We start from the raw sequence: 23,116 nt of genomic DNA on the forward strand, positions 1-23,116 counted from the left end.
AGCGCGTCGGAGGTGCTGAAGCCGACCGCGATACCGGCCAGCACCAGCACCATCGGCGCGGTCAACCGGAGTCTCTCCAACCGTCCCGCAGACAGCGCTCAGGCGGCGAACACCACCGAGAAGGCGATCAGCGAGAGCAGCACGAGGAGATCTTGCCAGCGGCTACCCGCCGGCGACGCAGAACGCGTTGCCCTCCGGGTCGGTGAGGACCACCCAGTCGAACTCCGGCCCGAAACTGTGCCGCCCGGTCTCGCGCGCCCCGAGGCCGACCAGGCGCGCCACCTCGGCCTCCTTGTCGGCGGTGTGGAAGTCCAGGTGCACCCTGTTCTTCCCCGGGGTCGGGTCGGGCACCTTCTGGAAGCCCAGGGTCGGGCCGGACTGCCGGGCCAGCATCACGAATTCGCCTGGGGCGACGGCATTCACGTCGCCACCGACCGCCTCGGCCCACCAGCCGGCCAGCGCATCGGGATCCGAACAGTCGATGGTGATCATCGCGACATCGAGTGACATGCACCCGAGGTTAGGTCAGGCCGGTGACAGAAATGCCGCGAGCGCGGCGGAGTACGCCGCGACATCGGCGGCGCCCATCACCTCACGCGCCGAGTGCATCGCCAGCTGCGCTGCGCCGACGTCGACGGTGGGGATCCCGGTCCGCGCGGCGGTCATCGGTCCGATCGTCGACCCGCACGGCAGGTCGGCGCGGTGCTCGTAGCGTTGCAGCGGCACGCCGGCCTGTTCGCAGGCCAGCGCGAACGCCGCCGCGGTGCGGCCGTCGGTCGCGTACCGCAGGTTGGGCTGCACCTTGAGCACCGGACCGGCGTTCACCTCGATGAGGTGGCCCGGTTCGTGCCGCTCGGGGTAGTTCGGATGGGTCGCGTGGGCCATGTCCCCCGACGCCACGATCGACGTCGAGCAGCGGCGCAGGAAGTCCTCCCGCGCGCCTCCGGCGGCCAGCGTGATGCGCTCGAGCACGGTCAGCAGCAGATCGGACTGGGCCCCGTGGTCGGACTGCGACCCCACCTCTTCGTGGTCGAACAGCACGAGCACGGGCACGTGCTCCCCCGGTCGGGCGGCCAGGAACGCCTCCAGCCCGGCGTAGCAGGTCGCCTGATTGTCCAGCCGAGGGGCGCTGACGAGGTCGCGGTCGATGCCGGCGAGCCGCGACGGGTTGATGTCGTGGGTCATCAGGTCGAAGCCGAGCACCGCGTCGGCGGGCACCCCGGCGTGTTCGGCGACGAAGTCCAGGAACGAGCGGGGGCCGGTGCCGACGCCCCACACGGCGTTGACGTGCCGCTGGGGGTTCAGCTCGACGCCCTTGCGGTCCTCGGACAGGTGGATGGCCAGCTGCGGCACCCGCAGCACCGGATCGTCGATGCGCACCAGCACGTCGTCGAGGGCGTTGCCGGCGCGCATGGAGAGCCGGCCGCTGATGCCGAGGTCGCGGTCGAGCCAGGAGTTCAGCCACGCCCCGCCGTAGGGCTGCAGCGCGACGATCTGCCAGCCCGCCACGGCACGGTCCGGATGTTGCTTGACCCGCAGGTTGGGGCTGTCGGTGTGGGCGCCGACGATACGAAAAGGCAGCGCACGGCCGTCCTCACGGGCCCGCCACGCGATCAGGGAGCCGGAGCGGACGGCGAAGAAGTCGCCGGCGCCGTGCCATGCGTCGCCCTCGGAGACCTCGGTGAAGCCGGCGTCGAGCAACCGTTGCGCCGCCGTGCGGCAGGCGTGGAACGGCGACGGGGACGCGTCGATGAACTCACACAGACCCTGCGCATCAGCCGCCATGGTTGTCCATCTTGGTCGATCACCGGAGTTGATCATGATTTAGGGTCAGACGGTGCCCGCTCCCCTGCCGCAGCCGGTCCTCGCGCCGCTGACGCCGGCGGCCATCTTCCTCGTCGCGACGATCGACGCGGGCGGCGAGCAGGACGTGCACGACGCGCTCGGCGACATCTCGGGTCTGGTGCGCGCGATCGGCTTCCGCGACCCCACCAAGCACCTGTCGGTGGTGACGTCCATCGGGTCCGACGCCTGGGATCGGCTCTTCTCCGGACCGCGGCCCGCCGAGTTGCACCGCTTCATCGCGCTCGACGGCGGCCGGCACCGCGCCCCGTCCACACCGGGCGATCTGCTGTTCCACATCCGCGCCGAGTCGATGGACGTCTGCTTCGAACTGGCCACCAAGATCGTCGAGGCCATGGGTCCGATCACGATCGTCGACGAGACGCACGGTTTCAAGTTCTTCGACAACCGGGACCTGCTGGGCTTCGTCGACGGCACCGAGAATCCCGACGGTCCACTGGCCGACAGCGCCACCCAGATCGGGGACGAGGACCCTGATTTCGCGGGTGGGTGCTACGTGCACGTGCAGAAGTATCTGCACGACATGGCGGCGTGGAAGGCGTTGACGACCGAAGAGCAGGAGGGCGTCATCGGTCGCACCAAGCTCGACGACATCGAGCTCGACGACGCGGTGAAACCCGCGAATTCCCATGTGGCGCTGAATGTCATCGAAGACGAGGCCGGCAACGAGCTGAAGATCCTGCGGCACAACATGCCGTTCGGCGAGATCGGCCGCGGCGAATTCGGCACCTACTTCATCGGCTATTCGCGCGCCGCCGCGGTCACCGAGGAGATGCTGCGCAACATGTTCATCGGCCGCCCGCCCGGCAACACCGACCACATCCTCGAGTTCTCGACGGCCGTCACCGGCTCGCTGTTCTTCACCCCGATCCAGGACTTCCTCGAAGACCCCCCGCCCCTTCCGTCGGCACCGGCCCGCCCTACCGGCGCGCTGGGCATCGGCAGCTTGAAAGGACAACCCCGATGAACAACCTGTACCGGGACCTGGCGCCCATCACCGATGAGGCGTGGACCGAGATCGAGCAGGAGGCGACGCGAACGTTCAAGCGCCACATCGCCGGTCGCCGGGTGGTCGACGTCAGCGAGCCCGGCGGTCCGGTGACGGCTGCGGTGAGCACCGGGCACCTGATCGATGTGGCGGCTCCGGGTGACGGGGTGATCGCGCATCTGCGGGAGGCCCGGCCACTGGTGCGGTTGCGAGTTCCGTTCACGGTCAAGCGGATCGACATCGACGACGTGGAACGCGGTTCGCAGGACTCGGACTGGGATGCGGTCAAGGAGGCGGCCAGGAAGCTGGCCTTCGCCGAGGACCGCGCGATCTTCGAGGGCTATCACGCGGCCTCGATCGGCGGGATCCGCAAATGCAGCTCCAACCCGGCGCTCGCGCTGCCCGAGGATCCGCGCGAGATCCCCGACGTCATCGCCCAGGCGCTGAGCGAATTGCGGTTGGCAGGAGTGGACGGGCCGTACGCGGTGCTTCTGTCGGCCGACGTGTACACCCGTGTCGCGGAGACCACCGCGCACGGCTATCCGATCCTCGAGCACATCAACCGTCTCGTCGACGGTGACATCATCTGGGCCCCGGCGATCGACGGCGCTTTCGTGTTGTCCACCCGCGGCGGCGATTTCGATCTGCAGCTGGGCACCGACGTCGCGATCGGCTATCTCTCGCACGACGCGGACACGGTGCAGCTGTACCTGCAGGAGACCCTGACGTTCCTGTGCTACACCGCCGAGGCCTCGGTCGCCCTGAGCCCGTAACTTTTCTCCCGCGAGCGTGCGGGTTCGCACGCGACACGCCGCACTTTCGCGACATTTCGCGCACGCTCGCGTCAGCGCAGCGCGGCCATCAATCGCGCGCGCACCCGATCATCGGTGAGCTCGTCGCGGCTCTCGGGATACTGCCAGTAGTAGCGAGCCAGGTCCCGTAGTGCCGAGCCGTCGGGCGTGTAGGCGCTCGCCGTGAACGTGAGCACCGTTCCGTCGTTGAGGACGAACACGATGGCACCGGGCGTCTGAGCCTTCTGGTTGGGCCCCTCAGATGCGATGTCTTTCACCGATGCCCAGTCAGCGCCCCGCGGCCGCCACCCCTGCGCGAACTCCATACCCTGGACCGTCATTCGGAGGTAACTCATGCTGCCGCGGCGGACGTTTCGCCACAGCATCGGCGCAATACCCGCCACGAGGAATGACGCCGTGAAGGGAAGCGCATACCGCATGTTCGGCGGGACCGGAATCGCGAGCCGTCCCGTTGGAAGGAGAACGAGCAGCAAAACAGAAGACACGAGCGCACCGGCCATTCCCACTTGGATGGGAATCTCGACGCCACGGTCGGGCCGAAAGGTCGTTCCTTCGCTGTCTGGCTGCACCCGTGGCCTCACCCGGCCCGGAAAGGTCTTGAAGGCGGGAACGACGAACCCCAGACAAAAAAGCGTTGCACCTAGGGCGACGATTGCGCTCGGCACCTCCAGCCTCGTGAACTGGAGACACGCGACTATTGCAGTGAACACCCCGAACGCGCCGAAAACGACGGCCGCACAAAGGATGACCGGGGACTTCATCAGCGGCACACCACGTTGCCGATGATGCCGCCGAGGTAACCGAAAGTCCAACTTCCCACCACGTCGCCCGCACCCGCCGCAATCGGAGCGAACTCGGGTGACCCCAGCGCGGTGATACCTGCCGCGCCGAGGCCGCCAACGACATAACCCCCAGCGATGCCAGCCGTTCCGGAGATGGCGGCGACACATGCGTCTTGAAAGGTCTTCGCGGTGACGGTGTCATACAGTGCGGTCGCAACACCCAGCGCCGGTCCGCCGTACTTGCCCGCGTTGCCGAGATTCTCGACAGATTGTGGCGTGAGCATCGGTATCCCCCGCTCAGCCTGCTTCTCCAACCCGGTCAGCGCCCCTCCGGCGATCGTGATGTCCGGGTGTGTGAAGAACTCATCCGGCAGCACGCCGTGGCGACCATCGCCAGTCGTGACCCCGCCGGTGGTCTTGCCGTCTGCTGTTCGCGTCATCGTGACCTCCGTACCGTCCGGAAACTGGATGGAGGTGAACTGAGTTCCGTCGTAACGCGTTTTGTCCTGTGAGAAGGTACTCGAGATCTCGTTGCCGTTCTTGTCGTAGTAGTCATCCTCGACGCACGGCAGCAAGTCGTTCCACTCGTAGATCTCGTGTCTGCTGCCATCCATCATCGTCATCGTTCTCCTGTACTGGCCATCCTCGGTTTCCCACTCCTTCGACTCCCGCACCGTCTGCGCCATGTCGTTGTCGCGTACCACGCCCTGCTGCATCAGTCCGTTCAGTGTCATTGGGTTGGGAACCTCGTCACCGGGCGCTGCAAACCCGGAGGTGGGGTCGAGTCGGCGGGGGTCGTCAGGCCCCGGCATAGCGAAACCGAAAGTCTGCGCGGCCGATTGCACATGCTGGGCTGTGATCGCGTCCGCCTCGCCGAGGGCCGACAATAAGCGGTTGATCTCCGCCTGTTCCGACTTGGCCTGCTCTTGCAGCGACGCCGCTTTCTCCGCTGACACTCGGGCCGGCTTGATCAGCACCACCCACATGTCGTTCACCGAAAGTTCTCCGCGGTCAATGTCGTCTGCGTGGCTGAGCAGTGCGGTGCGCGCCGACCCGATCGCCCCGGCGCCGGCCGACAGCGCATGTGCGACGGCATCGGTGTAGTGCTTGAACGTCGACGCCTTGTCGGTGGCCCGCCCGAACATCGCGCCCGCCGCCCTGTGCGATACCCCGGTCCACGCCTCGGCCGCTGGCATCCTGTCGATTCCGTCGTCGAGATCACGAACCGCGCTGTAAACAGACTCGCCGGCATGCTCGAGCGCTTCGCCAGCTGAAGCCAACGACTCGGGGCGCCAGCCTTGCAGGCGCGAACGTGACGGCAGCACTGATCAGAACAGTTTGTCGAAGGAGCCGGCCAGCGCGGTGTCCTCGACCTCGAACGTGTCTCCCGCACCGCGCACCGCCACACCCATCTTCGTGACGTTGGCGGCAATCGCGTCCGACAGTGTCGCCAGGTGCTCACCGACCATGCGCATCGCCCACTGCGTCGTCGACCCCGGGAGTCCGTCGGCAGCCGTGGACGCCGTACGCCCCACATCGACGGCCCGGATGGCCCCCGAGGCTTCGTCCACCTGTCCCGCGAAGGCGCGCAACACGTCAGGATCAACCAGCACAGGTCGACGCTAACGCAGCCTGACGGGGGGTCAGGACACCAAAATCGCGTCCACCGCCGAGCGGGTGGGACACCGCGGGGACGGCCCGCGCTAGTAGCGGCGGGGAACCGTCCACGGGCGTCCGAACTCCAGGTTGAACGACTCAGGATCGAAGGGGCTGTCACCTCCGGCGGGGAAACTGGTCAGCTCCCCGACGACGATCCGCTCACCGGTGTCATACAGGTCGACCCGCACAAAATCCGTTTCACGGCTGAGCTTTTCGGCCACGTCGATCATCTCGGGTAGCCGAGCGGGCTTCGCCGGCTCGACGGCTGCGCACGTCGCGCTGCCCCGCAGAGCCAGGTGCTCCCAGTCTGCGGTGAAGAAATCCTGCGTGCGCGAACCGAACCGGCCCTTGTCCACCTGGATGAAGGCGCATGTGCCGTGGAAGACGAAGAACTTGTAGTCGTCGGGGACCGCGCCGTCGCCCCCGGTGAGCAGTTCCTCGACGATCACGCGCCGGGGGATTCTCCCGTACACCCACTCCCGGTTGGGCCCTTGGCCGTAGAGCTGCGCCGTCCACCCCGTGGCGATGCGGATCACGTCGGCGGTCGGCGCCGCCTCAGGCCTGACATGCGAATACACCCAACTGCCGTGCTCGGCCGGCAGCCGGGCCTCCCGCGACGCGCGATCGGAGACCACTATCGCCGCCCCGCTTCCATGCGTCGGCTTCACCACATAGGCGTCCGGCAATCTGACCTCGCCCAGCGCCAGCGGGTCGTCGAGGATGGCGTACACGCGTGGCAGGTAGCTTTCACCCACCACCGCAGCGACATAGTCGCGCACTGCCGCTTTGTCGGCGAACGTCACCACGAGCTGACGGTGATCGCGCAGCATCTTGTAACGCACCTTGTCGCGGAACGTGCGCGGGTTCCGCGTCCGCCACAGACGCAGCGCACGCACCAGGACGCTCCGCTCGCGCCAGCGGACCGACGACTGTCTGCCGCTCATGACGCAGCCCCGACAGACGTCAGGACACCAGAATCGCGTCCAGCGCCGAGTAGAAGATCCCGAGCCCGTCGTCCGACGGTCCGGTCAGCGCCTCGGTGGCGTGCTCGGGGTGCGGCATCAGGCCGACGACGCGACCGTCGGCCGAGCTGATCCCCGCGATGTCGCGCATCGACCCGTTGATGTTGTCCCGGTACCGGAACACGACGCGCCCTTCGCCCTCCAATTCGTCGAGCACGTCTGTGGCGGCGACGTAGCGGCCCTCGCCGGATTTCAGCGGCACCAGCAGATCAGCGCCCTGCTCGTAGCGGGTCGTCCAGGCCGACGTGTTCGACGCCACCTCGAGCCACACGTCCCGGCAGACGAAGTGCAGGCCGGCGTTGCGGGTCAGCGCACCGGGCAGCAGTCCCGCCTCGCACAGCACCTGGAAGCCGTTGCAGATGCCGAGCACCGGCATGCCCCGCCCGGCCGCGGCGACGACTTCGCCCATCACGGGCGCGAAGCGCGCGATGGCGCCGCAGCGCAGGTAGTCGCCGTAGGAGAAGCCGCCGGGGACGATCACCGCGTCGACGCCCTTGAGGTCGGCGTCGGCATGCCACAGGCTGACGGGTTCGCCGCCGGCCAGCCGGACCGCCCGCGCGGCATCGATGTCGTCGAGGGTGCCCGGGAATGTGATCACGCCCACCCTGGTCATGCGTCGCTCTCCCGGGTCACGGTCCAGTCCTCGATCACGGTGTTGGCCAACAGCGACTCGGCGATCTCGGCGAGCTTCTCATCGGCGACAGCGTCATCGACCTCGAGCTCGAATCGCTTGCCCTGCCGCACATCTGAGATCCCGTCGAAGCCGAGCCGACCCAGCGCGCCGACGATCGCCTGCCCCTGGGGGTCGAGGATCTCCGCCTTCGGCATGACATGCACCACCACTTTTGCCACGCGCACACTCTACCTGCGACGACACCGGCGTCGCGTCACCGGCACGAGCCCAGGTAGGCGGTGCACAGCGGGGTGGCCATCGCGTCGAGCACCTGGGCGTCGGGCACCGCCCGCCACTCGACCTGCGACGGCAGGGTGGTCCACAGCACGACCTCGACGACGGTGCTGCTGGCCGGGTCCGCCAGCAGGTATGCGCGCATCACGCGGCTGCCGGAGTCGCTGATCACTGTCGCGATGCGGTCGACCTCGCTGGTGGTGATCGACGGCGACGCCCCCGGGCCGGTCAGGTGACAGGTCGCCAGCGCGATCCGGGCTTTCTCCAGCGTCTCGAGGGCGGCCTTGCCGCCGGTGACCGTATCGCCCCGCCAGTGGATGACCTGCACCTGCAGGTTCCACTGGCCGTCCGGGTTCGGTACCGCGGCGCGCGCGGCGACGGCGTAGCGGCGCGGGTCGGCGGCCGAGGAGGGGGTGACGCACCACGACTCGAACTCGAACCGCGGCGCCGGCGCAGTGACGGCGACGCCGGCCAGGGCCGGCCACCGGTAGACCGGTGCGAGCGGGATGGAGGAGGGCTCGATCCAGGCGGAGTCAGGGATCGCGTCGCAGATCGGCGGGCAGAACCCCGGTACGGCCTGTGCCCCGCCGGGTGCCACGAACACGCCCGACAACGCCAGAGCCAGCGTCACCACCCATCGCACCTGCACTACCCCCCACTCCCCCTGCGCGCCACAATATAGGCATGCAGCTCACACATTTCGGCCATTCATGCCTGTTGGCGAGCTTTTCCGACTCCTCGGCCCCGGGCCGCGACACCACGGTGCTGTTCGATCCGGGCAACCTCTCCCACGGTTTCGAGGGCATCACCGGCCTGTCGGCGATTCTGATCACCCACCAGCATCCCGATCACGCCGACACCGAACGCCTTCCCGCGCTGCTGGAGGCCAACCCCCAGGCGGCGCTCTACGCCGATCCGCAGACGGCAGCCCAACTCGGCGAACCGTGGCAGGCGGTGCACGTCGGTGACGAACTGTCGATCGGCCACCTCACGGTGCGCGGGGTGGGCGGGCAGCATGCCGTGATCCACCCGGAAATCCCTGTCATCGACAACATTTCGTATCTCGTCGGCGACGGTGAGCACGCCGCGAAGCTGATGCACCCCGGTGACGCCCTGTTCGCGCCCGGCGAACCGGTGCACGTGTTGGCCACCCCGGCGGCCGCGCCGTGGATGAAGATCTCCGAGGCGGTGGACTATCTGCGCGCGGTGAATCCGACGCATGCGGTGCCGATCCACCAGGCGATCATCGACCCCGTCGCGCGGCCGATCTTCTACGGCCGCCTCTCGGAGATGACCGACACCGATTTCCGCGTGCTCGACCCGGAGAGCGGGACCGACTTCTAGCTCTCGCTGAGAGGAAAAGCCTTTCAGCTGTGAGTGATTCGGTCCTGGCCGGGAATCGGGCGCAGCGCTCACGATGGGGCGATGCGCCGACATCTGCACACCGGGGTCCGCGCGGTCCTGCCCACCGCTGCCGCGTTGGCGGCCGCCATGGGCGTCGGGCGGTTCGTGTACACCCCGATCCTGCCGTTGATGACGGCGCAGGCCGGACTGACCGCGCAGGTCGCCGGGCATCTCGCGACCGCCAACTACGTGGGTTACCTCGGCGGGGCGGTGGCGACCACGATGTCGCCGCGGCTCGCGCGGTCGGCGGTGGCCTGCCGGGTGGCCCTGGTCGGGATCGTGGTCAGCCTTTCCGCCATGGCGGCGACGGTCGATGTGTTCGCGTGGCTGACGCTGCGCACCGCGGCCGGGTTCGCCAGCGCGGTCGTGTTCGTCGTCGCGGTCAACACGCTGCTCGAACGGTTGCCGGAGAAGGTCGGCTGGGGATTCGGCGGGGTCGGTGCCGGCATCGCGGTGTCGGCGGCCGCGGTGCTCGCGCTGCCGACCGAGAGTTGGCGTACGGCCTGGTGGGTGGCCGCCGGCCTGGCCGCGATGCTGGGCGCCGCCGGCTGGTGGGTGCGCCCGCAGCGGGTGCCGGCGACGGCCGCGACGGCGCGGGCCCAGGTGCACCACGCCGGCACGGCGCGCTTCGCGCTGCTGTTCGCCGGTTACACGCTCGAAGGCATCGGCTACATCATCGCCGGCACGTTCCTGGTGGCCGCGGTGGCCCAGCACTCCCCCGGCGCGTTGGGCAACAGTGTCTGGCTGGTGGTCGGTGTGGCCGTCATCCCGTCGGCCGGCCTGTGGGCGCGGCTCGGGGGCCGGCTGGGCCGGCCCGCCGTGCTCACCGGCGCGCTGGCCCTGCAGGCCGCCGGGATCGGGCTGGCCTGCCAGGGCAGCAGTGCGGCCAGTCTCCTCGGCGCGTTGCTGTTCGGCGGCACGTTCATCGGGGTGAGCACGCTAGCGATGGCCGAGGGCCGGCTCCTGGGCACCCGCGGTGCGGTGGCGCTGCTGACCGTCGGCTACTCCGTCGGTCAGATCGTGGGCCCGTTGCTCGTGGCACCGTTGCTGGGTGGTGGGTACCGGCCGGCGCTGGGCGTCTCGGCGCTCATCGTGTCACTGGCCGCGCTGGCGATCGCCGCGGTGTGGATCCTCGGCAGGCAGCCACGTGTCCGGCTCATCCAGGCTCGACGTCGCACTGTCCCGGGTGAATTCGTCGATGACCGCCCACACGGCAGATCGGTCTTCGCCGGCCCGCCACACGAGTGACCACGTCCACAGCGGTGTCGGGTGCACCACCGGGCGGCGCACCAGGTCGCGCGGTTCGGGGTCCTGGTGCCCTCGCGGATTGACGAGCACCGGCCGGCCCAGCCGACGGACGTGTTCGAAGAACGTGGGACCGGTGACCCCGCCGTCGTCGGTGCGCATCACCCGGGCTCCGGTGTCGGCGGCGAACTGCTCGGCGTAGCGGTTCCACGACGACCACGTGGCAGTGTCGTCATCAGCCAGCACCACAAGGCTTTTCGCGGCGATCGGCGAGGCGTCGGCGCCGGAGCTCAGCGCATGCAGACGCTCGACGCCGATCAGCCGCGCCTGCAGCGACAGCGCGGCGAGGTCGTCGTTCTGCACCCAGCAGATCGCCAGGTCCAGGGCCCCGTCGGCCACCCGCGCGGCCTGCGTGTGCGACGGCATCACCCAGGTGTCCACGCGCAGTTGCGCCACCCCGGCGGCACGTTCGACCCAGTCGGTCGGACACCAGTTCACCCAGCCGATCCGCACCGGGTCCGACACCGCCAAACCCGTTGCACGCCTGCGCAACGCATCCGCCTGCTCGATGAGTGCGCGGGCGTCGGCCACCAGTGCCGCACCGGCGGGAGTCAACGCCACCGAGCGGCGGTCCCGGTCGAACAGCTGCACTTTCAGGTCGCGTTCCAGCGCCTTGATCTGTTGAGACAGCGACGGACCCGCGATGCGCAGCCGCTCGGCAGCACGGGCGAAGTTCAGCTCCTCGGCAACGGCGACGAAGTACCGCAACTGGCGAAGCTCCACCTCCCGCAGCGTAGTAGGCGTGTCCTCTCACCAGCGAGGAATTTCATCCCGCCGGGTGGACATGCCCGCCGTCGGCGCCGTGTTGAGCAGTGCATCAGCCCCACAGAAAGGCACAGACCATGAACACCACTGCACCCGTCGTCGTCATCACCGGCGCATCGCAAGGCATCGGCGCGGCGCTCGTCGCCGGATACCGCACGCTGGGCTACGCCGTCGTCGCGAACTCCCGCACCATCGCGCCCAGCGATGATCCGATGGTCCTCACCGTGGCCGGCGACATCGCGCAGCCCGGCGTCGGAGCCGAGTTGATCGACGCCGCCCTGGAGCACTTCGGCCGGGTCGACACCGTCGTCAACAACGCGGGCATCTTCATCTCCAAGCCGTTCACCGAGTACACCGACGCCGACTACGACGCGATCACCGGAGTCAATCTGCGCGGGTTCTTCGAGCTCACCCGCGCCGCCGTCGCCGCCATGGCCGAGCGGGGCGGGCACATCGTGACGATCTCGACCAGCCTCGTCGACCGGGCCGCCAAGCAGGTGCCCTCTGTGCTCGCGTCGTTGACCAAGGGCGGACTCAACGCGGCGACCAAGTCGCTGGCCATCGAGTACGCCGAGCGGGGTATCCGGGTGAACGCCGTCGCGCTCGGCACGATCGACACCCCGATGCACGATCCCGCCACCCACCCGTTCCTCGCCGCGCTGCATCCGGTGGGCCGCCTGGGCACCCTCGACGACGTCGTCGCCGCGGTGTTGTATCTGGAGAACGCGGGATTCGTCACCGGAGAGATCCTGCACGTCGACGGAGGTCAGAGTGCCGGACACTGAGGGCGACATCGTGCGCGCGGTGCTCGACGAGTGGAAGGCCGGGATCGACGCGCACGACCCGGCGCGGGTGGCGGCGGTGTTCACCGAGGACGCGGTCTTCCAGGGGCTGCGTCCGTACACCGTCGGCCGCGACGGTGTGTTCGCCTACTACGACGGCCAGCCGCCGGGACTGACGGTCGACTACCGCATCGAGGAGGTTCGCCGGCCGGCCGAGCAGGTGGTACTCGGTTACGGTCGCGCTGACTTCACCCGGCCCGACGGCACGGTGACCGCGCTGATGCTCGGCGTGGTGCTCACCCGCGGCGACGGTGGCTGGCTCGTCCAGCAGTATCAGGTCAGCGCGCCGCCTCGGTGACGTCCTAACCCACGTCGCGCGCCGCGGCACGGCCGGCCGCCCGCCCGGAGAACACGCATCCGCCCAGGAACGTGCCCTCCAGCGAGCGGTAGCCGTGGACGCCTCCCCCGCCGAAGCCCGCGGCCTCGCCGGCCGCGAACAACCCGTCCACCGGAGTGCCGTCCTCCCGCAGCGCACGCGAATCGAGGTCGGTCTGCAAGCCGCCCAACGACTTTCGGGTCAGGATGTGCAGCTTCACCGCGATCAGCGGGCCGGCCTTCGGGTCGGTGAGACGATGCGGCGCGACGACGCGGCTGACACGGTCGGCCAGGTAGCCGCGCGCGGCGCGGATCGCGGTGATCTGGCTGTCCTTGGTGAACCGGTTCGCCACCTCCCGGTCGCGGGCGGTGACCTCCTCCTCGACCACGGCGAAGTCCAGCGGCTCGACGTCGGGGACGCCGTTCATCTTGGCGACAAGGTCGCGCAGCGAGTCGGCGGTGACGAAGTCGACACCCCGGTCGACGAACGCGTGCACCGGTGCGGGACCTTTGCGGCCGCGTTCGATCACCGCGCGGATGCTGCGCCCGGTCAGATCCGGGTTCTGCTCCTGCCCGGACAGCCCGAACTCCTTGTCGATGATGCGCTTGTTCAGGATGAACCAGGTGTAGTCGTGCCCGGTCCGGCAGATGTACTCCAGCGTGCCGAGGGTGTCGAAGCCCGGATACAGCGGCGCGGGGAGCCGCCGGCCGGTGGCGTCGAGCCACAGCGACGACGGCCCGGGCAGGATGCGGATGCCGTGCCGCGGCCAGATCGGGTCGTAGTTGGTGATGCCCTCGGTGTAGTGCCACATCCGGTCGCTGTTGATCATGTGGGCGCCCGCCGCCGTCGAGATGCCCAGCATCCGGCCGTCGACGTGCTCGGGCACACCGCTGAGCAGCTGCTCGGGCACCCGCCCCATCCGCTCAGGCCAGTTCGCGCGGACCAGATCGTGGTTGCCGCCGATGCCGCCGCTGGCCACGATGACGGCCTGCGCGCGGAACTCGAACTCCCCGATCGTGTTTCGCGACGACGGCGCACCCCGCACGGCGGCTGACGGTTCCAGCACCGCGCCGCGCACCCCGGTGACGGCGCCGCCCTCGACGATCAGTTCGTCCACGCGGTGGCGGTGCGCGAACCGCGCCAGAGGCCCGGTCAGGCGACGTGCGAAGATGTCGACCAGCCCCGGCCCGGTTCCCCACGTGATGTGGAAGCGCGGCACCGAGTTGCCGTGGCCGCGGGCGTCGTAGCCGCCGCGTTCGGCCCAGCCGACCATCGCGAAGATCTGCAGTCCACGGTCGCGCAGCCAGCTGCGCTTCTCTCCGGCCGCGAAGTCGACGTAGGCGTGGGCCCACTGCCGCGGCCAGTGGTCCTCGGGGCGGTCGAACCCGGCCGTGCCGAGCCAGTCCTGCAGGGCCAGCTCGTGGCTGTCGCGGATGCCGAGGCGACGCTGCTCGGGACTGTTGACGAAGAACAGCCCGCCGAAGGACCAGAACGCCTGGCCGCCGACGTTGGCCTCGTTCTCCTGATCCACGATGAGCACGCGACGGCCCCGCTCGACCAGCTCACACGCGGCCACCAGTCCGGCCAGGCCGGCGCCGACCACGATGACGTCCGCATCATCTGCCATGCGGCCAATGTAGCGAGCGCGGACCCTCAGGCGGCGTCGGACAGCGCAGCCGGGTGGCGCCAGGCGTACACGGTGGGCACGCAACCGTGCATCAGCGCCAGGTCAGCGGCGTCCAGCATGGCCTGCCGGGGCCCGGGCCGACGAAGATGCCGGGCGGCCACGGCCACCCGGACGATGCCGTCCCGACGGGCCGTCCGCTCCGCCGACAGCACCACGGTGCGGCACCACCAGGGTTCGGTCAGGAATCCCTCCCCGATGCCGAGCACCCGGGTGCGGACGGTCTGCCGGCGCACCAGGTCGGTGATGCCGCTCAAGCCGGCCGTCAGCCGGAATCCGTTGCGCGGCAACGCGGTGAGCGCACCCTGCGAGACGTTCCAACCGGGCGCGGCGAACAGCCGGGTGCGCAGGCCGAGATGTTCGAGGATCCGGTCGGCGGCCATCAGCCGCAGGTTCGCCTCGTGTGCGGGCAGGGTCGCGAACTCCCCGCGGCGCGCCTTGGTGGCGGCCTCGTCGAATCCGTGCAGCACGATCGCGTCACCCTGGGCGCGCTGTTCGGTCAGCCAGCCGACGGTCTCGGGGTCGCGGTCGAGCCGGTACCCACCCTTGATCCGCGGTGCCACCAGGAACGACGCAGGCACGCCCCGGTCCTGCAGTTGGGTCCGAAATGATGCGACGTCGTCGATGGTCCGGTCGCTGATCCCGGAGATCGAGACGATCAGTTGTCCTGCCACACCCGCAGTGTCGCAACGTCAGGTGTCGAGATGGACAACAACACGACGCGCCCGGCTGAACTGTCAGCCCCCCAAGACCTCTTCGATCGCCGAGATCACCTCGGGGGCGTCCGGCACGGTGCGCGGCCGGAACCGCCGCACCACCTCGCCGCCGGGCGCCACCAGGAACTTCTCGAAGTTCCACTGCACGTCGCCGGCTTCGCCGCTGTCGTCGGCGGCTCGGGTCAACTCGGCGAAGAGCGGATGCCGGTCGGGGCCGTTGACGTCGGTCTTGGCCAGCAGCGGGAACGTCACCCCGTAGGTGGTCGAGCAGAACGTCTGGATCTCCTCGGCACTGCCCGGTTCCTGCCCCATGAACTGGTTGCAGGGGACGCCGATCACCGTCAGGCCGCGATCGCCGTACTCCCTGGCCAGCTGTTCGAGCGCGCTGTACTGCGGGGTGAGGCCGCATTTCGAGGCGACGTTGACCACCAGCGCGGCCCCGTCGGCCAGTTCGCCGAGCGTGGTGGCGCGGCCGTCGAGGGTGGTCAGCGGGATGCCAGCGAGCGTCATGGGTCAGACGCTACCGCTCATGGGGTGAACAGCATCTGGGCCACCCGCTGCGCGGTCTGGACCGGGTCGCCGTGGGTGTCGATCGCGTCGTTGAGCCACAGCATCGCGAAGCCGTGCACCAGTGACCATGCCGCCAGCCCGGCGGCCTGCGGATCCTTTTCTGCCCGTGGGTCGTCCAGTGTTCCCACGCCTGCGGCGAGTTCTGCTCCCGCAGCCGATCGGGCGGCGTCGAGGTCGGCGTCGTCGGGGTCGACGAGCGAACGGTCGAACATCACCGCGTAGTGGCCGGGGTGCTCGACCGCGAACCGCACGTAGGCCAGTGCGGCCTCACGGAATTCGGGACGGGCCTCGGACAGCGCGGCGGCCAGCAACCGCCAGCCCTGCGCGGCCAGGGCGGTGAACAGACCGCGGCGGTCGGTGAAATGGTGCGCCGGCGCGGCGTGCGACACCCCTGCGGTGCGGGCCAACTCGCGCAGCGAGACGCCGTCGGCCCCGCGCTCGGCCACCAGTACCGCGGCCTGCGCCAGGATCGTCGCCTTGAGATCGCCGTGGTGGTAGCTGGCTTTGACCATGCGGGCATGATAGCCCGGTCATCTTGACAGCGACTAGATAGCGGCTTTGCCGCCGTCGTCGCCGGCGCCGGCCACGTCCAGTAGCCACGCGTACTGGAACGCCGCTTCCTTCCAGCGCTCGTAGCGTCCGCTGATCCCGCCGTGCCCGGCGTTCATCTCGGTCTTCAGCAGCACCCGCGCACCGTCACTGCCGGGATCGACCTGCACATGGCGCAGTGCGGCAATCCATTTCGCGGGTTCGACGTAGTAGACACGGGTGTCGTTGAGCGACGTCATCGCGAGGATGGCCGGATACCGCTTGGCCTCGACGTTCTCGTACGGCGAGTACGACTTCATGTAGTGGTAGACGTCGGGATCCTCCAGCGGATTACCCCATTCGTCCCACTCGGTGACGGTCAGCGGCAGCGACGGATCGAGGATCGTGGTGAGGGGGTCGACGAACGGCACCGCGGCCAGGATCCCGGCGAACAGCTCGGGTGCGATGTTGGCCACCGCGCCCATCAGCAGGCCACCGGCGCTGCCGCCGTAGGCGACCATCTTCTCCGGCACGGTGACGCCAGTGTCGACGAGATGGCTTCCCGCGGCGATGAAGTCGGTGAACGTGTTCCGCTTCTCCAGCAGCTTGCCGCGCTCGTACCAGAGCCGGCCGAGTTCCCCGCCGCCGCGCACATGGGCCACGGCGTAGACCATGCCGCGGTCGAGCAGCGAGAGCCGCGCGATCGAGAACCGGGGATCCTCGCAGGATTCGTAGGCGCCGTAGCCGTAGAGCAGCAGCGGCGCCGGTGTGCCCAGCCCGACGCGGTGCACGATCGAGATGGGCACGCGCGCACCGTCTTCAGCCACCGCCCAGTCCCGCCGCTCGACATAGTCCTCGGGCCGGTAGTCGCCGAGCACCGGCTGCTCGCGCAGCAGCGTGCGCACACCGGTGGCGAGGTCGAGATCGTAGATGCGCACCGGCGTCACGAACGACGTCGCCCCGATCCGCAGTTTCGGCGCGCTCCAGTTCGGATTGGCCGACAGACCCACCGACATCAGCTCGGAGTCGAATCGGATGTCCTGCGGCTCGCCGTATCCGGTGTCGCGCAGCGGCCACAGCTGGATGCGGGGCAGGGCCTCGCTGCGGTAGCTGACCACCAACAGGTTCTCGAAGGCGTCGACCGCGTCCAGCCGCACATCGCTGCGGTGCTCGATCAGTGTGCGGTGATTCGACGGATCGGCGACCGGCGCCTCGACCAGGGTGAAGTTCTCGGCACCGTCGTTGTGCAGGATGAGGAACCGGTCCTCGCCGCCCACGACGGCGTGCTCGACGGAGTACTCGACCGACTCCCGACGCGGCCAGATCGTGGTGAACTCGGCCTCGCCGTCGGTCGCGTCGGCGTACCGCAGTTCCGAGGTGACCGCGCTGCCGGCCGCGATGATCACGTACCGGTTGCTGCGGGTCCGCCCCGCCGCGACCCAGAAACGTTCATCGGGTTCGTGATACACCTTCTCGGCCGGCAGTCCCGAGCCCAGCCGGTGCCGCCACACGGTGTCGGGCCGCCACGCGTCGTCCACGGTGACGTAGTAGACGGTTTTGTTGTCGGCCGCCCACGTCGCCCCGGCGCCGATGCCGACGATCTCGTCGTCGTAGCGCTGTCCGGTGCGCAAGTCCTTGAAGCGCAACGTGTATCGCTCGTCGCCCTTGACATCCACCGAGTAGGCCAGGATGTTGCCGTCCACGCTGACGCTGGCGGCGCCGAGGGAGAAGAAGTCGTGTCCCTCGGCCTCGACGTTCTCGTCGAGCAGCACCTGCTCACCGGGAATGTCGGTGTCCTCGGTCAGCTGGGGCGGGGTCCAGTCGGCGGGATCGGTGACGGGGCAACGGCATTGCACCCCGTACTGCTTGCCGGCGAAGCTGCGGCCGTAATACCACCAGTCCCCGCGCCTGGTCGGAACCGACAGGTCGGTCTCCTTGGTGCGAGCCTTGATCTCGTCGAAGATCTGCTGCCGCAACGGCGCCAGATCGGCCGTCACGTGCTCGGTGTAGGCGTTCTCGGCCTCGAGATGCTCGATCACCTCGGCGCTGGCCTTCTCCCGCAGCCATTCGTAGGGGTCGACGAAAACGTCACCGTGGTGTTCCCGGTGATGGTCGATCCGCTTGGCCACCGGTGGCTTCACAGCCGCCCTCCGATCCAGTCGTCGAAACGCAATCCTGAAATACGTTCGTAAGCTTCGATGTAACGGGCCCGGGTGGCCTCGACGATGTCCGCGGGCAGCGGCGGCGGGGCCTGGTCACCGTGGCGGTCCCACCCCGACTCGGGGCCGGTCAGCCAGTTGCGCACGAACTGCTTGTCGAAGCTGTTCTGCACGACACCCTCGGTGTAGTCGTCGGCGCGCCAGTAGCGCGACGAGTCGGGGGTGAACACCTCGTCGGCGAGGACGAGTTCACCGGATCCGTCGACACCGAACTCGAACTTGGTGTCGGCGACGATGATGCCCTTGCTCAACGCGTGCTCGGCGCCCCGGCTGTAGGTCTGCAGCGTGCGTTCCTTCAGCTGCTCGGCGCGCTCCGCCCCGATCAGGCCGACGACGTCGTCGAACGTGATGTTGACGTCGTGCTCACCGAGCTCGGCTTTGGTCGCAGGGGTGAACAGCGGCTCGGCGAACCGGCTGGCCTCCACCAGCCCCGGCGGCAGCGGGATCCCGCAGACGCTGCCGGTCTTCTGGTAGTCGATCAGCCCCGATCCCGTGAGGTAGCCGCGGGCCACCGCCTCGACCGGCAGCATGTCCAGCTGCCGCACCACCAGTGCACGGCCGAGAACCTCCTCGGGGATCCGGGCATCGTCGGGCGCACCGGCCAGGTGGTGGGGCACCTGCAGATGGTCGAAAAAGAACACGCTCATCGCGGTCAGGATGCGGCCCTTGTCGGGGATCTCGCTGTCGAGGATGTAGTCGTAGGCCGAGATGCGGTCGGTGGCGACGAACAGCAGGTGCCGGTCGTCCACGCGGTAGATCTCGCGAACCTTGCCGCTGGCCACGTGCTGATAGTCGGACAGAGCGGGACGCATCGGGTCAGCCTATCGGTCCACCGAAGACGCTCTGTGTGCTGTGATCGATCGCATGAAATCGCGGTGGGTCCCCTACGCCACAACGCCCGGCCGGCTGCTGTCCCAGCTGTTCAGCGACCTGGTGGTGATCGCCTGGACGGCGGTCTGGGTGTTCGTCGGCATGGCCGTGCACTCGGCGGTCGCGACGATCGCCGAGTTCGGCTATCAGGTGGAGAGCGGCGCCAACGGAGTGGCGGGCAACCTCGACTCCGCGGGCCGCAGCGCCGACAACGTGCCCCTGATCGGCGACTCGCTGGCCAATCCGCTCAGCGCGGCCGGCGACGCCGCCCGCGAGATCGCCGGTGCCGGGCAGACCCTGGGGGTGACGGCCGGGTGGCTGGCCTGGCTGCTGGCCCTGGCCGTGGCTGCACCACCGATCCTCGCGCTGATGATGCCGTGGCTGTTTCTGCGCGTGCGCTTCTTCCGGCGCCAGTGGACCGCCATCACGCTGGCGTCGACCGCCGCCGGCGAGGAACTGCTGGCGCTGCGGGCGCTGGCGAACCGGCCGCTGGCCAAACTCGCCGCCGTCAGCCCGGACCCGGTCGGGGCGTGGCGCAGTCAGGACCGCACCGCGATTCGCGGGCTGGCCGCCCTGGAACTGCGGGCGACGGGTATCCGCGCGGCGAACCTGCGCCGGGCGGGTTAGCGGAGGTACCGGCGCAGCGTCGTGCCGAACGGGTGCCGGGCCGTCAGCGAACCGAATCGGACCCGACCGGTGACCACCACGTGCAGCCGGTGCGACGGCGGGCTGGCCGTCACCTTGACGGTCGTCGACGCGGCAAAGTTCGCGACGCCGTCGAGGTCGGCGGTGGCGCCGTCAGGCAGGATCAGCTCGATCGAGCCGAAGTAGTCGTCGACCTCGATGTGCACCACCGGGTGTTGCAACACGGCCGAGGTGAAATCCAACGTGGTGGAACACATTCGGGTGACCAGGCGCAGCCGCGGCGGCACCGTCCACTGCCCCCGGCGGGTGATGCTGGACATCCAGCTGCGCACCTCCTGCGGCTGCGCGGCGGGCTGGGCGTTCAGCGGCAGGTCGGCGATCACCGCGTCGAGGTCGCGCCGGGTGCGGGCGGCCAGCACGGCGTCGACGCGCTCGGTGTACTCGTCGAGGCTGAGCATGCCCTGTCCGACAGCGCGTTCGAGCAGCCGGCTGACCGCAGTCCGGTCGGCGTCGGAGATCCGCAGCTCCGGGTGTTCACTCACGGGGTTCCACCACCAGGTGGCGGATGCCGGTGTGCCGATTGCTGCGGGTCCACTCGACCGGCGCGGCCAGCCGGACCGTCGAGAACCGGCCCAGCAGTTCCTCGAAGATCACCCGCAGCTCGAGCCGGGCCAGGTTGGCGCCCAGGCAGTAGTGCACGCCCTGACCGAAACCGAGGTGGGGGTTGGGTTTGCGCGCGATGTCGAAGCGGTCGGGGTCGGCGAACACCGCCGCATCACGGTTCGCCGAGCCCTCCCAGACCAGGACCTTCTGCCCGGGCTCGATGCGGTGTCCGCCCAGCGACGCCGGCCGGGTGGCGGTGCGCCGCTTGGACGGTGACGGCGAGGTCCAGCGCACCATCTCCTCGATCGCTGTCGGCAACAGGCCGGGGTCCGCGCGCAGCGCCGCGTAGGCCTGAGGGTTCTCGATCAGGGCCAGCAGTCCGCCGGCGATGGCGTTGCGGGTGGTCTCGGCGCCGGCGCTGAACAGCAGGTTGAAGAACAGGTAGCTCTCGAGGTCGGTCAGCTCCGGGTCGCCGGAGTTCACCACCACCGAGAGCATGTCGTCGCTCGGCGCCGCCTTCTTCGCGGCGATCAACTCCTGGCCGTAGGCGAACATCCGCGAGCCGGCCTCCTCGACCGAGAGCCGGGTGATCGCGGCCCGGCGCGATCCGCCGAAGTCGAAGCTGGGTTCGATCGCCTCGAAGAGCCAATGCCGTTCTGATTCCGGCACTCCGAGCAGAATGCAGATCATCTGCATCGGCACTTCGGCGGCGATGTCGGTGACGAAGTCAAAAGGGTCTGCAGGGTTCACGTCATCCAGCAGACCGCGCGCCCGGGTGCGCAGGTCGTCCTCGACGCGCCGGATCATGCGCGGGGTCAGGCCGGAGCTCACCAGCCGGCGCACCGCGCCGTGGCGCGGGTCGTCCATCATGTTCAGCAGCTGACCGGCGATGGACAGGTCCTGCAGCAGCGTCCCGCCGAACGGCCGGTCACCCCCGGTCACCGACGAGTACGTCTCCGGATCCCGCAGCACGGCAAGGGTTTCGGCGTGCGTCGCCACCGACCAGAAGCCTTCACCGTCGGGGGTGTTCTCGGTCGGTTCGTGCCAGTGGACGGGTGCCTGCTCGCGGTGCAGCGCGAACAGCTCGTGCGGAAACCCCGCGGCGAAGTTGTCGAGATCGGTGAAGTCGATCCCGGCCAGCGTGCCCGCGGTCACCGTCACAGGATTGCGCCCGAGGTGTACGCGGCGGCGTCGGGATAGCGCGCGACGAGGTCGTCGACGGCGGCGACCACCCGATCGACCTGATCGGCCGCGGCGCCGGTGAAGACCTGCTTGTCGGCCAGCGCGGCGTCGAGGGCGGCCCGGTCCAGCGGCAACCGCGGGTCGGCGGCCAACCGATCGAGCAGGTCCGGTTCGGCCCCGCGCTCGCGCATCGCCAGCGCCACCGCCACGGCGTGTTCCTTGATCACCTCGTGCGCGGTCTCCCGGCCGACACCCGCGCGCACCGCCGCGATGAGCATGCGCGTCGTCGCCAGGAACGGGAGGTAGCGGTCGAGTTCGCGTTGGATAACCGCCGGGTAGGCGCCGAACTCGTCGAGGACGGTCAGGAAGGTCTCGGTCTGTCCGTCGAGGGCGAAGAACGCGTCGGGCAGCGCGACCCGGCGCACCACCGAGCAGAACACGTCACCTTCGTTCCACTGCGCACCTGCCAATTCGGCTGCCATGGAGGCATATCCGCGCAGCACGACCTGCAGTCCGTTGACCCTTTCGCAGCTGCGGGTGTTCATCTTGTGCGGCATGGCCGACGATCCGACCTGACCGGGGGCGAACCCTTCGGTCACCAGTTCGTGGCCGGCCATCAGCCGGATGGTGTGGGCCAGCGAGGACGGTCCGGCGCCGAGCTGCACGAGCGCCGACACGACGTCGTGGTCCAGGGAGCGCGGGTACACCTGGCCGACGCTGGTCAGGATCTCGGTGAACCCGAGGAACTGCGCCACCCGCGTCTCGAGCTCGGCCAGCCGGCCGGTGTCCCCGTCGAACAGGTCGAGCATGTCCTGGCCGGTGCCCATCGGCCCCTTGATGCCGCGCAGCGGATACCGGTCGATGAGCTCGCTGACCCGCTGCAGCGCCACCAGCGTCTCCTCAGCCGCCGACGCGAACCGCTTTCCCAGGGTGGTGGCCTGCGCGGCGACGTTGTGGCTGCGGCCGGCCATCACCAGGTCGCGGTAGAGCGAAGCCCGCTCGGCCAACCGGGCGACGACGGCCACCCCGCGGGCGTGCACGAGCTGCAGCGAGCGCCGGATCTGCATCTGCTCGACGTTCTCGGTCAGGTCGCGGCTGGTCATGCCCTTGTGCACGTGCTCGTGGCCGGCGAGGGCATTGAACTCCTCGATGCGCGCCTTCACGTCGTGGCGCAGCACCCGCTCGCGCGCGGCGATCGAGTCGAGGTCGACGTCGTCGATCACCCGCTCGTAGTCGTCGATCACACCGGCGGGGACGTCTGCGCCCTTTATGCCGAGCTCTATCTGCGCCCGCAGGACGGCGAGCCACAGCCGGCGTTCGGCGACGATCTTGGCCTGCGGCGACCAGATGGCGACCATCTCCTCGCTGGCGTAGCGACTGGCCAGGACGTTAGGGATGCTCACGGCCCAACAGCCTATCGGGCACAGTAGGGGC

Annotated in this window: 25 protein-coding genes and 1 pseudogene; 7 read left to right on the forward strand and 19 right to left on the reverse strand. The window is 69.2% G+C overall.

Annotated elements, in window-relative coordinates:
• Positions 1-162 precede the first annotated feature (162 nt).
• Positions 163-510 carry a VOC family protein gene (locus tag MCHLDSM_RS33650; RefSeq protein ID WP_048420928.1) on the reverse strand — a complete coding sequence of 116 codons (348 nt, stop codon included), beginning with the start codon at positions 508-510 and terminating at the stop codon, positions 163-165.
• Positions 511-525: 15 nt separating this feature from the next.
• Positions 526-1,785: a M18 family aminopeptidase gene (locus tag MCHLDSM_RS33655; protein WP_048473981.1), complete on the reverse strand. Its 1,260-nt coding sequence runs from the start codon at positions 1,783-1,785 to the stop codon at positions 526-528.
• Between the two features lie 52 nt (positions 1,786-1,837).
• On the opposite strand from MCHLDSM_RS33655, the gene MCHLDSM_RS33660 reads away from it, so the two are divergent.
• Positions 1,838-2,830, forward strand: a complete 993-nt coding sequence (locus MCHLDSM_RS33660; protein ID WP_048473982.1) for a Dyp-type peroxidase — start codon at positions 1,838-1,840, stop codon at positions 2,828-2,830.
• Positions 2,827-3,624, forward strand: a complete 798-nt coding sequence (locus MCHLDSM_RS33665; protein ID WP_048473983.1) for a family 1 encapsulin nanocompartment shell protein — start codon at positions 2,827-2,829, stop codon at positions 3,622-3,624. Before MCHLDSM_RS33660 ends, MCHLDSM_RS33665 begins: the two co-directional genes overlap by 4 nt.
• A gap of 71 nt (positions 3,625-3,695) precedes the next feature.
• Here the strand turns inward: MCHLDSM_RS33665 and MCHLDSM_RS33670 are convergent, their stop codons facing one another.
• From MCHLDSM_RS33670 to MCHLDSM_RS33700, 7 genes are all read right to left on the reverse strand, one after another.
• On the reverse strand, positions 3,696-4,424 hold the full coding sequence (locus MCHLDSM_RS33670; protein WP_131722724.1) for a hypothetical protein: 729 nt from the start codon (positions 4,422-4,424) through the stop codon (positions 3,696-3,698).
• A complete protein-coding gene (locus tag MCHLDSM_RS33675) occupies positions 4,424-5,770 on the reverse strand; it encodes a hypothetical protein (protein WP_048473985.1) in 1,347 nt (448 codons plus the stop codon). Before MCHLDSM_RS33675 ends, MCHLDSM_RS33670 begins: the two co-directional genes overlap by 1 nt.
• Positions 5,771-5,773: 3 nt before the next feature.
• Positions 5,774-6,058, reverse strand: a complete 285-nt coding sequence (locus MCHLDSM_RS33680; RefSeq protein WP_048473986.1) for a type VII secretion target — start codon at positions 6,056-6,058, stop codon at positions 5,774-5,776.
• 90 nt (positions 6,059-6,148) lie between these two features.
• A complete protein-coding gene (locus tag MCHLDSM_RS33685; RefSeq protein WP_082169182.1) occupies positions 6,149-7,048 on the reverse strand; it encodes an ATP-grasp fold amidoligase family protein in 900 nt (299 codons plus the stop codon).
• 19 nt (positions 7,049-7,067) lie between these two features.
• Positions 7,068-7,739: a phosphoribosylformylglycinamidine synthase subunit PurQ gene (gene purQ / locus MCHLDSM_RS33690; protein WP_048473987.1), complete on the reverse strand. Its 672-nt coding sequence runs from the start codon at positions 7,737-7,739 to the stop codon at positions 7,068-7,070.
• The gene (purS, locus tag MCHLDSM_RS33695; protein WP_048420954.1) at positions 7,736-7,978 is read right to left on the reverse strand and encodes a phosphoribosylformylglycinamidine synthase subunit PurS; all 243 of its coding nucleotides are present in this window, start codon (positions 7,976-7,978) and stop codon (positions 7,736-7,738) included. Before purS ends, purQ begins: the two co-directional genes overlap by 4 nt.
• A gap of 35 nt (positions 7,979-8,013) precedes the next feature.
• The gene (locus tag MCHLDSM_RS33700; RefSeq protein WP_048474211.1) at positions 8,014-8,676 is read right to left on the reverse strand and encodes a hypothetical protein; all 663 of its coding nucleotides are present in this window, start codon (positions 8,674-8,676) and stop codon (positions 8,014-8,016) included.
• Between the two features lie 41 nt (positions 8,677-8,717).
• Between MCHLDSM_RS33700 and MCHLDSM_RS33705 the strand changes: the two genes are divergently transcribed.
• Together MCHLDSM_RS33705 and MCHLDSM_RS33710 are read left to right on the forward strand one after the other, a co-directional pair.
• The gene (locus tag MCHLDSM_RS33705; RefSeq protein ID WP_048473988.1) at positions 8,718-9,377 is read left to right on the forward strand and encodes an MBL fold metallo-hydrolase; all 660 of its coding nucleotides are present in this window, start codon (positions 8,718-8,720) and stop codon (positions 9,375-9,377) included.
• A gap of 147 nt (positions 9,378-9,524) precedes the next feature.
• Positions 9,525-10,490 (forward strand): annotated as a pseudogene (locus MCHLDSM_RS33710) (YbfB/YjiJ family MFS transporter); the annotation flags it as partial.
• Between the two features lie 42 nt (positions 10,491-10,532).
• Here MCHLDSM_RS33710 and MCHLDSM_RS36785 read toward each other — a convergent pair.
• On the reverse strand, positions 10,533-11,465 hold the full coding sequence (locus tag MCHLDSM_RS36785) for a LysR family transcriptional regulator (protein WP_082169183.1): 933 nt from the start codon (positions 11,463-11,465) through the stop codon (positions 10,533-10,535).
• 119 nt (positions 11,466-11,584) lie between these two features.
• On the opposite strand from MCHLDSM_RS36785, the gene MCHLDSM_RS33720 reads away from it, so the two are divergent.
• Together MCHLDSM_RS33720 and MCHLDSM_RS33725 are read left to right on the forward strand one after the other, a co-directional pair.
• Positions 11,585-12,292, forward strand: coding sequence for an SDR family NAD(P)-dependent oxidoreductase (locus MCHLDSM_RS33720; protein ID WP_048473990.1), 708 nt, complete (start codon positions 11,585-11,587; stop codon positions 12,290-12,292).
• On the forward strand, positions 12,279-12,647 hold the full coding sequence (locus tag MCHLDSM_RS33725) for an SgcJ/EcaC family oxidoreductase (protein WP_048473991.1): 369 nt from the start codon (positions 12,279-12,281) through the stop codon (positions 12,645-12,647). Before MCHLDSM_RS33720 ends, MCHLDSM_RS33725 begins: the two co-directional genes overlap by 14 nt.
• A gap of 4 nt (positions 12,648-12,651) precedes the next feature.
• Here MCHLDSM_RS33725 and MCHLDSM_RS33730 read toward each other — a convergent pair whose 3' ends face one another.
• From MCHLDSM_RS33730 to MCHLDSM_RS33755, 6 genes are all read right to left on the reverse strand, one after another.
• Positions 12,652-14,292, reverse strand: a complete 1,641-nt coding sequence (locus MCHLDSM_RS33730) for an FAD-binding dehydrogenase (protein WP_048473992.1) — start codon at positions 14,290-14,292, stop codon at positions 12,652-12,654.
• Between the two features lie 26 nt (positions 14,293-14,318).
• Positions 14,319-15,023 carry a DUF2334 domain-containing protein gene (locus MCHLDSM_RS33735; protein WP_048473993.1) on the reverse strand — a complete coding sequence of 235 codons (705 nt, stop codon included), beginning with the start codon at positions 15,021-15,023 and terminating at the stop codon, positions 14,319-14,321.
• 63 nt (positions 15,024-15,086) lie between these two features.
• Entirely contained in the window at positions 15,087-15,575 is a 489-nt protein-coding gene (locus tag MCHLDSM_RS33740) for a glutathione peroxidase (protein ID WP_048473994.1), read from the reverse strand.
• A gap of 17 nt (positions 15,576-15,592) precedes the next feature.
• Complete coding sequence (locus MCHLDSM_RS33745) at positions 15,593-16,147, reverse strand: TetR/AcrR family transcriptional regulator (protein ID WP_048473995.1); 555 nt, start codon at positions 16,145-16,147, stop codon at positions 15,593-15,595.
• A gap of 33 nt (positions 16,148-16,180) precedes the next feature.
• Positions 16,181-18,304, reverse strand: a complete 2,124-nt coding sequence (locus MCHLDSM_RS33750; protein WP_048473996.1) for a S9 family peptidase — start codon at positions 18,302-18,304, stop codon at positions 16,181-16,183.
• Complete coding sequence (locus MCHLDSM_RS33755) at positions 18,301-19,194, reverse strand: phosphoribosylaminoimidazolesuccinocarboxamide synthase (RefSeq protein ID WP_048473997.1); 894 nt, start codon at positions 19,192-19,194, stop codon at positions 18,301-18,303. The genes MCHLDSM_RS33750 and MCHLDSM_RS33755 overlap by 4 nt, the downstream gene beginning before the upstream one ends.
• A gap of 52 nt (positions 19,195-19,246) precedes the next feature.
• On the opposite strand from MCHLDSM_RS33755, the gene MCHLDSM_RS33760 reads away from it, so the two are divergent.
• The gene (locus MCHLDSM_RS33760; protein ID WP_048473998.1) at positions 19,247-19,879 is read left to right on the forward strand and encodes a hypothetical protein; all 633 of its coding nucleotides are present in this window, start codon (positions 19,247-19,249) and stop codon (positions 19,877-19,879) included.
• Here MCHLDSM_RS33760 and MCHLDSM_RS33765 read toward each other — a convergent pair.
• Genes MCHLDSM_RS33765 through purB form a run of 3 tightly spaced genes read right to left on the reverse strand, consistent with a single transcriptional unit; the run spans position 19,876 to position 23,085 of the window.
• Positions 19,876-20,439, reverse strand: a complete 564-nt coding sequence (locus MCHLDSM_RS33765) for a DUF1707 SHOCT-like domain-containing protein (protein ID WP_048473999.1) — start codon at positions 20,437-20,439, stop codon at positions 19,876-19,878. The genes MCHLDSM_RS33760 and MCHLDSM_RS33765 overlap by 4 nt on opposite strands.
• Positions 20,432-21,661, reverse strand: coding sequence for a cytochrome P450 (locus tag MCHLDSM_RS33770; RefSeq protein WP_048474000.1), 1,230 nt, complete (start codon positions 21,659-21,661; stop codon positions 20,432-20,434). Before MCHLDSM_RS33770 ends, MCHLDSM_RS33765 begins: the two co-directional genes overlap by 8 nt.
• Entirely contained in the window at positions 21,658-23,085 is a 1,428-nt protein-coding gene (gene purB / locus MCHLDSM_RS33775; protein WP_048474001.1) for an adenylosuccinate lyase, read from the reverse strand. Before purB ends, MCHLDSM_RS33770 begins: the two co-directional genes overlap by 4 nt.
• Positions 23,086-23,116 lie beyond the last annotated feature (31 nt).

It is taken from the genome of Mycolicibacterium chlorophenolicum (assembly GCF_001044235.1).
Classification (GTDB): domain Bacteria; phylum Actinomycetota; class Actinomycetes; order Mycobacteriales; family Mycobacteriaceae; genus Mycobacterium; species Mycobacterium chlorophenolicum.

Bases quoted from the DNA above. Each gene is read 5' to 3' on its own strand.
- MCHLDSM_RS33755 (WP_048473997.1), bottom strand. From the start codon at position 19,194: ATGCGTCCCGCTCTGTCCGACTATCAGCACGTGGCCAGCGGCAAGGTT.
- MCHLDSM_RS33720 (WP_048473990.1), top strand. From the start codon at position 11,585: ATGAACACCACTGCACCCGTCGTCGTCATCACCGGCGCATCGCAAGGC.
- MCHLDSM_RS33745 (WP_048473995.1), bottom strand. From the start codon at position 16,147: ATGGTCAAAGCCAGCTACCACCACGGCGATCTCAAGGCGACGATCCTG.
- MCHLDSM_RS33740 (WP_048473994.1), bottom strand. From the start codon at position 15,575: ATGACGCTCGCTGGCATCCCGCTGACCACCCTCGACGGCCGCGCCACC.
- purQ (WP_048473987.1), bottom strand. From the start codon at position 7,739: ATGACCAGGGTGGGCGTGATCACATTCCCGGGCACCCTCGACGACATC.
- MCHLDSM_RS33655 (WP_048473981.1), bottom strand. From the start codon at position 1,785: ATGGCGGCTGATGCGCAGGGTCTGTGTGAGTTCATCGACGCGTCCCCG.
- MCHLDSM_RS33730 (WP_048473992.1), bottom strand. From the start codon at position 14,292: ATGGCAGATGATGCGGACGTCATCGTGGTCGGCGCCGGCCTGGCCGGA.
- MCHLDSM_RS33685 (WP_082169182.1), bottom strand. From the start codon at position 7,048: ATGAGCGGCAGACAGTCGTCGGTCCGCTGGCGCGAGCGGAGCGTCCTG.
- MCHLDSM_RS33760 (WP_048473998.1), top strand. From the start codon at position 19,247: ATGAAATCGCGGTGGGTCCCCTACGCCACAACGCCCGGCCGGCTGCTG.
- MCHLDSM_RS33665 (WP_048473983.1), top strand. From the start codon at position 2,827: ATGAACAACCTGTACCGGGACCTGGCGCCCATCACCGATGAGGCGTGG.
- MCHLDSM_RS33670 (WP_131722724.1), bottom strand. From the start codon at position 4,424: ATGAAGTCCCCGGTCATCCTTTGTGCGGCCGTCGTTTTCGGCGCGTTC.
- MCHLDSM_RS33705 (WP_048473988.1), top strand. From the start codon at position 8,718: ATGCAGCTCACACATTTCGGCCATTCATGCCTGTTGGCGAGCTTTTCC.
- MCHLDSM_RS33650 (WP_048420928.1), bottom strand. From the start codon at position 510: ATGTCACTCGATGTCGCGATGATCACCATCGACTGTTCGGATCCCGAT.